General features: G+C 52.2%; 13 protein-coding genes. 5 read left to right on the top strand and 8 right to left on the bottom strand.

Going from position 1 to position 14,427, the window contains the following annotated elements; genetic code table 11:
- The first annotated feature begins 420 nt into the window (after positions 1–420).
- Positions 421–2,985 (top strand): DNA mismatch repair protein MutS, encoded by a 2,565-nt coding sequence (gene mutS / locus CS369_RS03365; RefSeq protein WP_196905981.1) that lies wholly within the window; start codon positions 421–423, stop codon positions 2,983–2,985.
- A 66-nt stretch (positions 2,986–3,051) separates the two neighbouring features.
- On the opposite strand, the gene nlpE is transcribed toward mutS, so the two are convergent.
- Entirely contained in the window at positions 3,052–3,735 is a 684-nt protein-coding gene (gene nlpE / locus CS369_RS03360; RefSeq protein ID WP_244664749.1) for an envelope stress response activation lipoprotein NlpE, read from the bottom strand.
- A 45-nt stretch (positions 3,736–3,780) separates the two neighbouring features.
- Positions 3,781–4,326: a YaeQ family protein gene (locus CS369_RS03355; RefSeq protein WP_196905980.1), complete on the bottom strand. Its 546-nt coding sequence runs from the start codon at positions 4,324–4,326 to the stop codon at positions 3,781–3,783.
- A gap of 310 nt (positions 4,327–4,636) precedes the next feature.
- Between CS369_RS03355 and CS369_RS03350 the strand changes: the two genes are divergently transcribed.
- The 4 genes from CS369_RS03350 (at position 4,637) to CS369_RS03335 (ending at position 6,019) form a co-directional block, all read left to right on the top strand.
- Positions 4,637–4,837, top strand: coding sequence for a YaeP family protein (locus CS369_RS03350; protein WP_196905979.1), 201 nt, complete (start codon positions 4,637–4,639; stop codon positions 4,835–4,837).
- Positions 4,824–5,084, top strand: coding sequence for a Rho-binding antiterminator (gene rof / locus CS369_RS03345; protein WP_196905978.1), 261 nt, complete (start codon positions 4,824–4,826; stop codon positions 5,082–5,084). Before CS369_RS03350 ends, rof begins: the two co-directional genes overlap by 14 nt.
- 205 nt (positions 5,085–5,289) lie before the next feature.
- A complete protein-coding gene (locus tag CS369_RS03340; RefSeq protein WP_196905977.1) occupies positions 5,290–5,649 on the top strand; it encodes a hypothetical protein in 360 nt (119 codons plus the stop codon).
- Positions 5,615–6,019, top strand: coding sequence for a hypothetical protein (locus tag CS369_RS03335; RefSeq protein WP_196905976.1), 405 nt, complete (start codon positions 5,615–5,617; stop codon positions 6,017–6,019). Before CS369_RS03340 ends, CS369_RS03335 begins: the two co-directional genes overlap by 35 nt.
- Positions 6,020–6,324: 305 nt before the next feature.
- Here the strand turns inward: CS369_RS03335 and tilS are convergent, their stop codons facing one another.
- The 6 genes from tilS to lpxB form a co-directional block, all read right to left on the bottom strand.
- The gene (gene tilS / locus CS369_RS03330) at positions 6,325–7,716 is read right to left on the bottom strand and encodes a tRNA lysidine(34) synthetase TilS (protein ID WP_307833646.1); all 1,392 of its coding nucleotides are present in this window, start codon (positions 7,714–7,716) and stop codon (positions 6,325–6,327) included.
- Positions 7,643–8,032 (bottom strand): VOC family protein, encoded by a 390-nt coding sequence (locus CS369_RS03325; RefSeq protein WP_196905975.1) that lies wholly within the window; start codon positions 8,030–8,032, stop codon positions 7,643–7,645. The genes tilS and CS369_RS03325 overlap by 74 nt, the downstream gene beginning before the upstream one ends.
- A 105-nt stretch (positions 8,033–8,137) precedes the next feature.
- Positions 8,138–9,097 (bottom strand): acetyl-CoA carboxylase carboxyl transferase subunit alpha, encoded by a 960-nt coding sequence (accA, locus tag CS369_RS03320; protein WP_196905974.1) that lies wholly within the window; start codon positions 9,095–9,097, stop codon positions 8,138–8,140.
- A 12-nt stretch (positions 9,098–9,109) separates the two neighbouring features.
- On the bottom strand, positions 9,110–12,592 hold the full coding sequence (gene dnaE, locus CS369_RS03315) for a DNA polymerase III subunit alpha (RefSeq protein ID WP_196905973.1): 3,483 nt from the start codon (positions 12,590–12,592) through the stop codon (positions 9,110–9,112).
- Positions 12,593–12,674: 82 nt separating this feature from the next.
- Positions 12,675–13,271, bottom strand: a complete 597-nt coding sequence (gene rnhB / locus CS369_RS03310; RefSeq protein WP_196905972.1) for a ribonuclease HII — start codon at positions 13,269–13,271, stop codon at positions 12,675–12,677.
- On the bottom strand, positions 13,264–14,427 hold the full coding sequence (gene lpxB / locus CS369_RS03305; protein ID WP_196905971.1) for a lipid-A-disaccharide synthase: 1,164 nt from the start codon (positions 14,425–14,427) through the stop codon (positions 13,264–13,266). The genes rnhB and lpxB overlap by 8 nt, the downstream gene beginning before the upstream one ends.

The following is a 14,427-nucleotide window of genomic DNA, read 5'->3' as shown; positions in this document are numbered from 1 at the left end:
AAAAATGTTATTAATACATTTAATAACGGAACAAATTGACAATACTTTAGCAGTAGCAAATTCAACAATTTTTACCTGCCACACGGAAAAATGGCATCGTAGTCATCGTGGGTATCCGTCGCATTATCGTCATACCGATCAGTATCCATGCCTATCGTTTGCAAATCATCCACCTAAATTTACGATACGCTTCGCGCATGAAGAGGCTGGTATCAAAATCAGATACATTTTCCACTACTGCTTTGATAACGTTCGGAATAGCGAACCTCTGTGGGTGAATCCCTGCGGGGGGAAGTGGTAAGATATACCGTGCCCTGGAGTAGAAATGTTGCTGGCAGGGTCTTTTGGTTTAAGCAAATGCTTGCAGCATAAGTGGCTTGTCCATTGAATCCCCAATAGCTAAAAATGAGTAAGACAGAGATGAATGAACCTATCGAGAAGGATTTCACCGACCATACGCCCATGATGCAGCAGTATTTCAGGCTAAAGGCACAGCATCCTGACATCTTGCTGTTTTACCGTATGGGCGACTTTTATGAGTTGTTTTACGATGATGCCAAACGTGCGTCACAGCTATTGGATATTTCGCTCACCAAACGCGGTGCTTCAGCCGGTGAACCCATCCCCATGGCAGGCGTTCCGCATCACGCGGTTGAAAACTACCTGGCAAAACTGGTGCAGCAAGGCGAATCCGTCGCCATCTGCGAACAAATTGGCGATCCAGCGACCAGCAAAGGCCCCGTAGAGCGCAAAGTGGTACGTATCGTTACCCCAGGGACGATCAGTGACGAAGCGCTGTTGCAGGAAAAGCAGGACAATCTTTTAGCTGCCATTTGGCAGGACGGGCGTGGCTTTGGCTATGCCACATTGGATATCAGCTCCGGGCGTTTTCGCGTTATGGAGCCGGCCGATGAAGAGACCATGGCGGCAGAGCTGCAACGCACCAATCCTGCTGAGTTGCTTTATCCGGAATCGTTTGGTGCCACTCATTTGATCGAACATCGCTATGGGTTGCGCCGCCGTCCGCTGTGGGAATTTGAGTTGGAAACCGCGCGGCAGCAGCTCAATATGCAGTTTGGCACACGCGACCTGATAGGGTTCGGGGTTGAACAGGCAAAACTGGCGCTGCGTGCCGCAGGCTGCCTGCTACAGTATGCCAAAGATACCCAGCGAACCTCACTGCCACATATCCGCAGTATCACTATGGAACGCCAGCAAGACGGCATCATTATGGATGCCTCCACGCGTCGTAATCTGGAGCTGACACAGAATCTGGCAGGCGGCGTCGAAAATACGCTTGCCGCCATTCTGGATTGCACCGTCACTCCGATGGGCAGCCGTATGCTTAAGCGCTGGTTGCATATGCCCACGCTTGACAGACAAGCGCTAACGCAACGCCAGAGCACCATTCGCGCGTTGCAGCCACTGGCGGAAGCCCTCCAGCCGCCATTGCGACAAATTGGAGACCTGGAGCGTATTTTGGCTCGTCTGGCGCTGCGTACCGCCCGACCGCGCGATCTGGCGCGGATGCGCCATGCATTTCACCAATATCCGGCCATCCATGCGCTGCTGGCAGAAAGCACCGAAGACTATGTCCAACAGCTTTCTCAGCATGTTCATCAGTTTGACGAGCTGTGCGCTCTGTTGGAACGTGCCGTGGTAGAAGCGCCACCGGTGCTGGTGCGCGATGGTGGTGTGATCGCCAGCGGCTACAACGCCGAACTGGATGAATGGCGTGCGCTGGCTGACGGTGCCAGCGATTACCTCGATCGTTTGGAGATACGTGAGCGCGAAAAACTGGGGCTTGATACCCTCAAAGTCGGGTTTAACGGCGTGCACGGTTATTACATTCAAGTGAGCCGCGGACAGAGCCATTTGGTGCCGATTCACTATGTACGCCGCCAAACGCTGAAGAATGCCGAACGCTACATTATTCCTGAATTGAAAGAGTACGAAGATAAAGTGCTCACTTCCAAAGGCAAGGCGCTGGCGCTGGAAAAAGCCCTGTACGACGACTTGTTTGACCAACTGTTGCCACACCTTGAGGCATTGCAACAAAGTGCCGCCACGTTGGCAGAACTTGACGTTCTCACCAACCTGGCAGAACGAGCAGATACGCTGAATTATGTGTGCCCGACGCTGAGTGAACAGCCAGGGTTAAAAATTGAAGGGGGCCGTCATCCGGTGGTGGAGCAGGTGTTGAGCGAGCTGTTTATTGCCAACCCGCTGTCGCTCACACCGCAGCGTCGTATGCTGATCGTTACCGGCCCGAACATGGGCGGTAAGAGTACCTATATGCGTCAGGCCGCGCTGATCGTGCTGATGGCCCATATTGGCAGCTTTGTACCTGCTGATAAGGCCACCATTGGGCCAGTTGATCGCATATTCACACGCATTGGTGCCGCAGACGATCTCGCCTCTGGGCGTTCCACTTTCATGGTGGAGATGACGGAGACCGCCAACATTCTGCACAATGCCACTGCCAACAGCCTGATATTGATGGATGAAATTGGGCGTGGCACATCGACCTATGATGGTTTATCCCTGGCCTGGGCCTGCGCGGAAAATCTGGCGCAGCTCATCAAGGCCATGACATTGTTTGCAACCCATTACTTTGAATTAACCCATTTGCCAGAAAAAATGGAAGGCGTTGCGAATGTACATCTGGATGCACTGGAGCACGGTGACACCATCGCGTTTATGCACAGCGTTCAGGAGGGGGCCGCCAGCAAGAGCTATGGCCTCGCCGTTGCCGCACTGGCGGGCGTGCCCAAAGAGGTGATTAAACGCGCGCGGCAAAAGCTTAAAGAGCTGGAATCACTTTCCAATCACGCCTCTGCCAGCCATGTGGATGGTGCGCAACTGGCGTTGTTAACCAGTGAAGAGCCCGCTCCGGCGGTCGAAGCACTGGAAGCGCTGGATCCCGATACGTTAACGCCGCGTCAGGCGCTGGAATGGCTGTATAAACTGAAAGCGATGGTATAACTTTTTACGGCAAGCGGCCTTTCTCAGGAAGGCCGGTTTTTATCCGGTCCGGTCGCTTTGGTATTGTTACTCGTTACAGTGGTCTTGCCCTTTCATCTGAAATGGCGCACTGCTCGGGACCAGGCTTTTTACCTCCATCCCCTCTTCCATCGAAGGCACAACGGCAAAATGCGCGCTGAAGGTAAGCAGCACCTCGTCTCCCGATGATTTACGCACCTGTAAATAGCGTTTTTCCATCACGATATTGTTTACCACCGGGTAGGTGACACCGGTAAAACAATCAGCAAACACCGCCGCATCGGCCATATAGTGGTATAAACCGCGCATTGCCATTGGGGTAATCGGCAATTGCACTTTGATCGCCGTCAGACGATAGGTGTTTGACGATACAATCGGCGCGCCGTCTCGATCGAGCATTTCCAGACCATTCTCCAGCGGTCTGAAATAACTTTTTTCGCCTTGCACATCGGTGAGCACAAGCTTATCCACCGTGCGCGCCCATTTGCCATAGATGGCAAACACGCGATTGCCAGGGCGATCGGTTTGATAATGATGCTGCAGTATGAACGTGCCATTTTCAGCCAGGAATAATGACGTATCGATACCGGCACAATCTGCACAAGGCAATACACCACGATAACTCTGCGCCATGGGTTGCAATGCTTCCTCACGCACTGGCTTGGGCGTATGAGATCCCATCAACCCTGCTGCCACAAAAACCAGTAGTAAGCCAAGCGCCATTTTTTTCACGCTATTCTCCTCCCCACCTTCTCCTGTCACCCAGGATCATGACGATTATTGAGCCGGTTGCCACTCAGCAAAGGTAATTTCCAGATTATTCTTATCATCAGACAACCACACCGAACGATCCTGAAGGGTTGCCTGTAACGTCATCGTGCACTGTGCCATTGCAGCCAACGCCTGCAATTGGCGATCGTCTAAAAAACGGACGGTAAGATTGCGATACGGCCGCAACTTTTGCTCCATCGATTGCCACCAGACATGGGCCGCTCGCTCACTATAGACATAGAGCACAACGTTGGAAGACTGGTTGCAGGCTTTTTTGAGTCGGCGCTCATCTGGCAGCCCCAATTCAATCCACAGTTTCAGCGCCAGTGTATCATCACGCAACCAGATTTCCGGTTCGTCATCGGCACATAACCCATTGGTGAAGCTTAAGTTTTCATCCACATGACAGATCCACGCCAGCAGTCGCAGCATCATACGCTGTTCAGTTTCTGAGGGGTACTGCGCCAAGGTCAAATTGGCATCGTAATAAAAAGAGCGGTCCAAATCCGCAATGTTCACTGCTGCTTTATAAATCGTTGCTTTTAATGCCATCCGATACCTCTTCTCCATCTGCAACCAGTGTACCTTGAGAACCGGTGAGACGCAGAGCATACCGATAGCAATTCAGAAAACAGACCGGTCGCAGCTTCAAGTCTACTGAGTAAAAGGGTAAAATTGTGCGCTAACTGAAGCATTGCTTAACACCGGAATGCTGATATCCTGCTGATGCCTATGCTATAGTCCTCTTGATAACGAATACTTATTTTCGTGGGATTATCTCCCCTTATCAGCAAAAAACGAGGCCATCGCGGCGACAACAGGCACAAAAGCCTACGGCGGTGGGCTTCCAAGGGAGGATATTGTGCAGCAACATTCTGAATTGGTTCGTCGTTTATACGCTGAGATCGCCAGCGGCAATCTGGGCTACATACCCGATACATTAGGTTGTGTTTTGCAAACTCTGGATGGGATCGCAGCCAATGGCGACTTGCCGTCCACCGTCAGGGAACAGGCGGCCTTCGCCGCAGCTAACTTATTGGTGAGCGATTATGTCAATGAGTAACGAATATCAACCCATCAATTGTGATGATTACGATAGCCTTGAGGCTACGTGCCAGCAACATCTGACGCTGACGCTAGAGTTGCGCAGCGGTGAAACCCTCACAGGCAAGGCCAAGGATATTGTCTCGCGCAAGCAAGTGGAATATATGGTGGTGGAAGAAAATGGCGCACTGCGAGAGTTGCGTCTGGATCATATCGTGAGCTTCAGTAATCCAGGTATCGGCAAAGTGGTGGTGAGTGAATCCTGATTGGCCACACAACCAACACGCGATACAACATTTAGTCAACGGACAACCCAGGTTGTCCGTTTTGCATTAGGACAAAAAATTCGATACTTGCCGTAGTTGATAAGATAGAAACCCAATCCCCGATAAAAACCCGAGTGACAATAAACACATCCTAGACGAAGCTTTATAAGCAAACATTAGTAACCGTTTTTTTGGGAGTTCGAGTATGTGTAACGTGGAAACAAACAATGTAGTGAATCAGAATGACTACTCATGTGGCAATGAGATTACGACAATCGGAAACTGGTCTACAGCCTCTCAGATAAATCCCAATCCGAAAAAGTGGGCTGAAATAGTGCAACACATCAGTAACACTCATAAAGAATTTACAAACGACAAATGGGATATTTTCTTTTCACATCTACAAACGGTTGCCAATACCGATTGCTCATCTTTTTTTGCACATGACAAAAAATTATCTAATGATATTAAAATCCTACAGGAAAACTTAAAAACAATCATCGCAATTTTAGATAAAGCCCCCGTATTGCATGAAAAAAAACTCATTAAAAGCACTCCAACTTGAATTAGATGTTGAAATAACAAAAGTAAAGGACATTGTTAATAAATTATATGAACCACATGGCGGAAACAAGTTAATCTACAATAAAAGATCAAAAGAGAGTAATGATTCAATGTTATTTAACACAACAGTGATCCTTTCTGTCGCATCCATATTGCTATCTGTAGCGTTATTTGCACTCCCTCTGGTCTTCCCGGCAATGCTCGTCACAGGCGCTACAGTGTTAACGATTTTACGTGGAATTAGTGCTTTGGTTTCTTATGTTAGCGGTTCTTTAGCTATTTACGAAGGGATAAAAAAGGCGAATAAAAATCAACAAAACTTCAAGGGCGAGAATTTACAGAGACGTTATCTGCATTACATAATTACTTGAATAAACTCAATTTCCCTCATACAACAGATGAGACAGTAAATAGACCAGTTATGCTGAGAGATAATAACACCCCTTTACAGGATAAAGAGGCTAAAGATAGATTATTCCCACCAGACATACAACAGTTATTAAAAATACCAGAAATACAGAAGTTGTTAACAATAATACAACAACGGCACAATGGGCCATATCCAGATATATTAGAAAACGCTTACGGCGCATAAAGTTGTTTGGATAACCATTTTAGCTGCCACATTACATTCTTGGCATTACTCGATTAGCGCTGATATATTCTGTTATCAGCGCTACGCCATACTCCACGCCACCTGCCACGCCGCAGTACCATCATGAGCCTCTCCTTCCCGCATCACAAAGACGCCAACGGCTGCGATAGGGTATTCGTTGTAATACAGAATAGGAATCTGTTCACGCATCCAGGGAGGAATCGCATATTCCTGCCACAGTTTTTTCGCAGATCGTCCGCCACTGCGCCCAACAATATGCAGTTTCCCTTTCAGGCCAAAACCCACGCTCACTTGCTCATCAGAACGCGGGCGTCGGATACGCATACCTTGTTCGTCCAAGGACAGATAACCTAACCGGTGCGGAAACATTAGTTTGCCCTGCTCAGGTTGCCAGGGTAACACCAGGTCGACGACGTTTACACACTCGGCAATACAGTATAAACGCTGACGAAAGCGTCGAATCTGTACAGTTCCCAATTGTAACAACGGTTCTGCATCCTGGCGGCTGAGAGCCACATCCTGCCACAGATGCAGCAATTGTTCGCGTGAAGGCATCGCCACCTCGTGCACTCTCAGCCAACGCCGCAACAACGCAAAACGGTGTGGTTCGCTCAGGGGGAGCAAAGCATCAATCACCAACGCGCCTTTCGCGTCACAGGCCGACTGAAGCGATGGCGCCAACAATTCATCCAATAGTTGTTCCTGCTCGGCACACAGTCGCGCGCTGCGCGCCACTGCTTCTGAAAATGACGGCCAGCGCTGTTTTAGTTGCGGTAATACCTGCAAACGGAGAAAGTTGCGATCGTAACGCGCGTCGCAATTGCTCTCGTCTTTCACCCGCGTGAGTCGATAATGATGGGCATAATCTTCAAGTTGCGCTCGCGCAACGCCCAGCAATGGACGTAGCAAGCGATTAGCACCCAACTGCCCCGTAGCCCCCATCGCTGAAAGCCCGGCTGGCCCGCTGCCACGCTTGAGCGCTAACAGGAACGTTTCGCTCTGATCGTCGAGATGCTGTGCGGTAAGCAGCACCTCTTCAGGTAACAGATGTTGACGTAATGCCTGGTAACGCGCTTCGCGTGCTGCCGCTTCAACACCACGCTCACGCGCATCCACCGTGACAGGCAGCACCGAACAGGGAATATCCCATTGCTGGCAGGTATGCATGCAGTGCTGCGCCCAACGCTCAGCGTGAGTACTTAACCCATGGTGCACATAGGCGGCACGCACAACAATATCCGAGCGCTGCTGCATCAATTGATACAGCATATGCAGCAGCACGCTGGAATCCAGCCCGCCACTATAAGCCACCAGCACATGCTGACAGCCAGAGAGTTGCACCGCTACGTTTTCCAGTAGCGCAGCCACGTCGCTCCGCTCACTGCTCATAAAGCTCCAACGGTAATCCATCTGGATCGCGTAAGAAAGTGAAGCGATGCTGGGTAAATTCATCCACCCGCACCGGCTCACAGGCAACACCTGCACGTTGCAGTGCGTCACACGCCTCGTCAATGTCAGCTACCGCAAAAGCAAGATGGCGCAGGCCACAGGATTCAGGCTGAGTAGGCCGTGGCGGTGGAGAGGGAAACGAGAACAATTCGATAACGTAAAGCCCCTTTAACGCCAGATCGCCTTTCCATGAGTCGCGCTCTGCCCGATAGGTTTCCGCCAACAGTTCAAACCCAAGGACATCGCAATAAAATGCCTTACTGCGCTGGTAGTCAGAGGCAATAATAGCAATATGGTGAATGGCCGTTAACGCCAGCATGCGCACTCCTTGTTGTGGCAAGGTGATGATAGAAATAGCCGCATAATAGCAAAAAGTCCGCCTCCTTGCGGAAAGCGGACTTTATTCAGCGCGATAGGTCTGGGATCAGCAGTAACCGTAGTTCATCAAACGGTGGTAACGGCGATCGAGCAGCGCCTCTTTATCCAATTCATCCAGCTCACGCAAGTCTGACAGCAGTTGTGCTTTCAGCGACGCCGCCATGGCTTCCACATCACGGTGCGCAGAACCGAGCGGCTCAGGAATGATAGCATCAATCAGATTCAGCTCTTTGAGACGCGGGGCGATGATTCCCATCGCTTCCGCCGCCAGCGGCGCTTTATCGGCGCTTTTCCACAGGATAGAGGCACAGCCTTCTGGTGAAATCACAGAATAGGTGCTGTATTGCAGCATGTTGACCTTGTCACCCACACCAATCGCCAATGCACCACCGGACCCCCCCTCGCCAATCACCGTACAGATAATCGGTACGCTCAGGCCGGACATCTCACGCAGATTGCGCGCAATGGCTTCCGACTGGCCGCGCTCTTCAGCACCAACGCCTGGGTACGCGCCCGGCGTGTCGATAAAGGTGATAATCGGCAGGTTAAAACGCTCTGCCATCTCCATCAGGCGCAGCGCTTTACGGTAGCCTTCAGGCGCAGGCATACCGAAATTGCGGCGAATTTTCTCTTTGGTTTCGCGCCCTTTCTGATGACCAATGATCATCACCGGACGCCCATCCAAACGCGCAATGCCGCCTACAATCGCTTTGTCATCGGCATAGGCGCGATCACCCGCCAACTCATCAAAGTCGGTGAAATTATGGCTGACATAGTCCAGCGTGTAGGGACGCTGCGGATGACGAGCCAATTGCGCAATCTGCCAGGCACCCAGATCGGCAAAAATCTTGCGCGTCAGTTCAACGCTTTTTTCCCGCAGCCGCTGGATCTCTTCGTCCATATTAATATCCAATTTTTCATCTTGACGGCTGACTGAGGTCAGCGAGTTAATTTTCGCTTCCAACTCTGCAATCGGCTGCTCAAAATCAAGAAAATTCAGACTCATAGTATTCCTATTTTAGTCAAATTCCAGTTCCACCTGGGTGTTCCCCAGCAGTGTGCGCAGGTCATTAAGCAGCACATCGGTTGGCGTCACACGCCATGCCGCGCCAAAACGTAACCGGACGCAGGCATCTTCTCGCTGGTAGTAAAGGTGTACCGGGATCGTCCCCGATCGATGAGGTTCCAACGATTGGCGGAGACGGTTTAATAGCTGGTCATCAATTTGCCTGTCAGTCAGCGAGATAGCAAGCCCGCGCGCATATTTTTCACGCGCTTCACTGATATCCATGACCTCTCGGGCCATCATTTTAAGGCCCCCGCTAAAGTCATCAAAGCTGACCTGTCCACTGACGATCAGAATTCGTTCTTTTTCAAGCAGATGCTGATACTTATCCAACGCTTCGATAAACAACATCACTTCCAAACGGCCGGAACGATCGTCCAGTGTACACACGCCAATGCGATTACCTCGCTTGGTGACCATTACGCGGGCAGCCAGCACCAAGCCGACCACCGTTGTTACTTTGCCCCGATCCGTCGGGTGCATGTCTTTCAAACGCAAGCCGGCAGCATAGCGTTCAATTTCCTTGAGATACTGCGTGATCGGATGGCCCGTCAGATAAAGCCCTAACGTTTCCCGCTCACCGTCCAACACCACCTGCTCCGGCCAGGGAGCTACCGTGCTGTAGGACTGTTCTACCTGCTCCGGCGCTTCCGCCAGAACACCAAACATATCGGCCTGACCAATAGCTTCGGCCTTGGCATGCTGATCGGCGGCCTTCAACGCATCGTTGAGCGAATTCATCAACGCCGCGCGATGGGGCCCCAGCCGGTCAAACGCACCGGACATGATCAGCTTTTCCAGCACGCGGCGATTCAGTTTCTTGATATCAGTACGGGCACAGAGATCGAACAGCTCGCGGAAATATCCACCCTGATTTCGCGCATCGATGATAGCTTCTATCGCCCCTTCACCGACGCCCTTGATCGCGCCGATACCATAAACAATTTCCCCGTCATTATTAACGTGAAAATGGTACAGCCCGCTGTTGATATCCGGCGGCAGGATTTTTAGCCCCATACGCCAGCACTCATCCACCAGCCCCACCACTTTATCCGTGTTATCCATATCCGCCGTCATCACAGCGGCCATGAATTCGGCAGGATAATGCGCCTTGAGCCACAGCGTTTGATATGACACCAGTGCGTAAGCAGCTGAGTGCGATTTGTTAAACCCATACCCGGCAAATTTTTCCACCAGGTCGAAGATCTTCATCGACAATTCGCCGTCGACGCCCATCTTCTTCGCACCGTCCTCAAACACGGAGCGCTGCTTGGCCATTTCTTCGGGTTTTTTCTTACCCATAGCACGGCGCAGCATGTCCGCGCCGCCCAGCGTATAGCCGGAAAGCACCTGGGCTATCTGCATCACCTGTTCCTGATACAGGATGATACCATAGGTCGGCTTTAGCACCGGCTTCAGCGATTCGTGCTGCCACTGTATATCAGGATAGGAGATTTCTTCACGTCCGTGCTTACGGTCGATAAAGTTATCCACCATCCCTGACTGCAAAGGCCCCGGACGGAACAACGCCACCAGAGCGATCATGTCTTCAAAGCAGTCCGGCTTCAAACGTTTGATCAGGTCTTTCATGCCGCGCGATTCAAGCTGGAACACCGCCGTGGTTTCCGAACGTTGCAGCATGTCGAAACTTTTTTTATCATCGAGAGGGATGGCCGCGATATCAATCGGCTCCAGCCCCTGCCTGGCACAACGGGCGTTAATCATCTCTAGCGCCCAGTCGATGATAGTCAGCGTGCGCAGCCCCAGGAAGTCAAACTTCACCAACCCGGCATATTCCACGTCGTTCTTGTCGAATTGTGTAACCGGATGATTCCCTTCCGAATCGCAATAGAGCGGTGCGAAATCGGTGATTTTGGTCGGCGATATTACCACCCCACCGGCGTGTTTACCCACGTTGCGCGTCACCCCTTCCAGTTTGCGCGCCATATCGATAAGCGCTTTGACTTCTTCGTCGGCGTCGTAAATTTCCTGTAGCTGCGGTTCAACAGCAAAGGCTTTTTCCAGCGTCATGCCCGGATCGGGCGGTACCAGCTTGGAGATACGGTCGACAAACCCGTAAGGGTGTCCGAGCACGCGACCTACGTCGCGAATAACCGCTTTGGCTGCCATGGTTCCAAAGGTGATGATCTGCGATACCGCGTCGCGCCCGTACATCTCAGCAACGTGATCGATAACCCGGTCACGTTTTTCCATACAGAAGTCGACGTCGAAGTCAGGCATCGATACACGTTCCGGGTTAAGGAAACGTTCGAACAGCAAGTCAAATTCAAGCGGATCGAGATCGGTGATTTTCAGTGAGTAGGCCACCAGCGAGCCGGCACCCGAACCGCGCCCCGGGCCTACCGGAACATCGTTGTCTTTTGACCACTGGATAAACGCCATCACGATCAGGAAGTAGCCAGGGAACCCCATCTGGTTGATAACGTTGAGTTCGATTTCCAAACGCTCGTCATATTCCGGGCGACGCTGCTTACGCACCTCTTCGTCAGGGAACAGGAACTCGAGACGCTCTTCCAGCCCTTCACGGGCCTGTTTAACCAGAAAATCTTCGGTGGACATATCACCGGTCGGAAATTGGGGCAGGAAATACTCCCCCAGACGGATGGTGACATTACAGCGTTTGGCTATCTCGATGCTGTTCACCAGCGCTTCCGGGATGTCGGCAAACAGCTCACAGATCTCGTCTTCGCTGCGCATATATTGCTGCGCGCTGTAATTACGCGGACGCTTTGCGTCATCGAGCGTATAGCCATCGTGGATAGCAACGCGAATCTCATGGGCATCGAACTCATCGGCGTTGATGAATCGAACATCGTTGGTCGCCACCACTGGGAGGTGGTGCTTCATGGCTAATTCAATTGCCGCGTGAAGATAGCTCTCTTCATCCGGGCGACCGGTGCGAATCAGTTCCAGATAATAGCGGCCAGGAAAGTGCTCTTGATAAAAGTCTAGGCTTTGCTCGACCAACGCCTGATTGCCGCGCAGGATAAATTTGCCGACGTCGCCCTGCCGGGCACCTGAAATCAGCAGCAAACCTTTACCGTATTCGATCAACCAGTCGCGTTCGATGGTGGGGCCTTCGGCACCATAGCCGCGCTGATAAGCATGGGAGATCAGCAGGATGAGGTTTTGATACCCCTCGTTGTCCATGGCGAGCAGAGTGAGCTGTGCAAGTTCATTGCCCAGCACATCGCTGCTTACCAGAACATCCGCGCCGACAATGGGTTTAACGCCCGCACCGTGTGCGCCACCGTAAAATTTCACTAACCCGCACAGGTTGGTGAAATCCGTGATCGCCAGGGCTGGCATGCCCAGCGCGGCCGCCTTTTTTACCAGCGGCCCGACTTTTGCCAACCCATCGATCATGGAATAGTCACTGTGCACACGCAGATGGACAAAACGTGGTTCGGCCATATCCAGATCCTAGACGTTGTCGAAAACAGCCCCGCGTTACGAGCAGGGCACCGATATTACCTGATTGCGCGCGGTTGACGGACTATGCCAACCCCAATACGCGTTTTACGGGGGCGAAGCTGCGCCGATGGTACTCAGTAGCACCTAAGAGAGCGAGTTTTTCAAGGTGATAAGCCGTCGGGTAACCCTTGTGCTGCGCAAAGCCATATTCAGGGAAACGGACATCCAACTCGACCATTTCCCGGTCTCGCGTCACTTTGGCGAGAATCGATGCGGCACTGATCTCGGCAACACGGCTGTCGCCCTTCACCACCGCCAATGCAGGCATGGGCAATAGCGGGCAGCGATTGCCGTCTATCAGCACATAATCGGGTGCCAGATGCAACCCTGCTACGGCACGCTGCATCGCCAGCATCGTGGCATGCAGGATATTCAATTGGTCAATCTCTTCGGGCTCGGCGCGTCCCAAACTCCATGACAGCGCTTTGTCTTTGATTTCATCATAAAGCGCCAGACGGCGTTTTTCACTGAGCTGTTTTGAATCAGCCAACCCAGCGATTGGACGCTGCGGATCGAGAATCACCGCAGCGGTGACAACCGCCCCCACCAACGGGCCGCGCCCCACTTCATCTACACCAGCTATGCGCGTTGCATCCGGATAGACAAAAACATCATACATGGTTCACTTCACATCGGGCCAATTCCATTACAGCCTGTGCCGCCTGCGTATCCGCATCACAACGAATCTGTTGGTGCAGCGCCAAAAAGGTCTCGTGCAACTGTTTCACGTCTTCCCCGCCTTCCAGCCAAGGAAGCAACGCCGCCGCCAGCTTGTCTGGCGTGCACTCTTCTTGCAGCAACTCTTTTACCAATTCGCGCCCTGCCAACAAATTCGGTAACGACACCCAGGGGGTTTTTACCAAGCGCTTTGCCAGCCAGAACGTAAAGGGCTTCACGCGGTAGCCCACGACTATCGGGCATTTTGCCAGCATGCACTCCAACGCTGCGGTGCCGGACGCCAGCAGCGCCGCACCGCTGGCGATCATCGCTTCACGCGCCTGACCATCCAACAAATGCACATCCAGCTCGGGGGCCGTTTCTTGCTTAATGCGTTCAAATTGTTCACGCCGCTTGGCATTCACCAACGGCACCAACACAGCTAAATCAGGATAGCGTTGGCGTAATAGCTGTGCGCTGCGTAAAAAATCGGCGCTCAGCATCTCCACCTCAGCCCCGCGACTACCCGGCAGCAGCGCCAGACAATGGCGCTCAGGCGCGATGCCTAAATGTGCGCGCGCCGCCAGTTTGTCCGGCTGTAACGGCATGGCATCGGCCATGGTGTGGCCGATAAAGCGGCAAGGCACGTTGAATTTGTCGTAAAACGCTTTTTCAAAGGGAAGAAACGCCAACACCAGATCGGTGGCACGCCCAATTTTGAAAACGCGTTTCTGGCGCCAGGCCCACACGGAGGGGCTGACGTAATGAATGGTGCGAATACCGCGCGCTTTGAGGCGGCCTTCGAGCGTGATATTAAAATCGGGCGCATCAATGCCAACAAAAACGTCGGGCGCAAGCTTAGTGAAACGCTGCGTAAGATCACGGCGGATCGACAGTAGGCGCGGCAAACGCCCTAACACCTCGACGATCCCCATCACTGCGAGCTCTTCCATCTCATACCAGGTTTCACACCCGGCTTCCTGCATGCGTGGCCCGGCTACGCCGACAAAGCGAACGTCAGGCATCTGGCTTTTCAGCGCTCGGATCAGGCCCGCACCAAGAATGTCGCCGGAGGTTTCTCCGGCGACGATACCAATCACAAGGGGACGCGTTGACAT

The sequence above is a fragment of the Candidatus Symbiopectobacterium sp. 'North America' genome, assembly GCF_015762685.1.
Taxonomy (GTDB): Bacteria; Pseudomonadota; Gammaproteobacteria; order Enterobacterales; family Enterobacteriaceae; genus Symbiopectobacterium.
This window is presented reverse-complemented; position numbering and strand designations above follow the sequence as displayed.

Bases quoted from the DNA above. Each gene is read 5' to 3' on its own strand.
- rof (WP_196905978.1), top strand. From the start codon at position 4,824: ATGTCAATGAGTAACGAATATCAACCCATCAATTGTGATGATTACGAT.
- rnhB (WP_196905972.1), bottom strand. From the start codon at position 13,271: ATGTATGATGTTTTTGTCTATCCGGATGCAACGCGCATAGCTGGTGTA.
- accA (WP_196905974.1), bottom strand. From the start codon at position 9,097: ATGAGTCTGAATTTTCTTGATTTTGAGCAGCCGATTGCAGAGTTGGAA.
- CS369_RS03340 (WP_196905977.1), top strand. From the start codon at position 5,290: ATGTGTAACGTGGAAACAAACAATGTAGTGAATCAGAATGACTACTCA.
- CS369_RS03325 (WP_196905975.1), bottom strand. From the start codon at position 8,032: ATGCTGGCGTTAACGGCCATTCACCATATTGCTATTATTGCCTCTGAC.
- dnaE (WP_196905973.1), bottom strand. From the start codon at position 12,592: ATGGCCGAACCACGTTTTGTCCATCTGCGTGTGCACAGTGACTATTCC.
- CS369_RS03355 (WP_196905980.1), bottom strand. From the start codon at position 4,326: ATGGCATTAAAAGCAACGATTTATAAAGCAGCAGTGAACATTGCGGAT.
- mutS (WP_196905981.1), top strand. From the start codon at position 421: ATGAATGAACCTATCGAGAAGGATTTCACCGACCATACGCCCATGATG.
- CS369_RS03335 (WP_196905976.1), top strand. From the start codon at position 5,615: ATGAAAAAAAACTCATTAAAAGCACTCCAACTTGAATTAGATGTTGAA.
- tilS (WP_307833646.1), bottom strand. From the start codon at position 7,716: ATGAATTTACCCAGCATCGCTTCACTTTCTTACGCGATCCAGATGGAT.
- lpxB (WP_196905971.1), bottom strand. From the start codon at position 14,427: ATGTCAACGCGTCCCCTTGTGATTGGTATCGTCGCCGGAGAAACCTCC.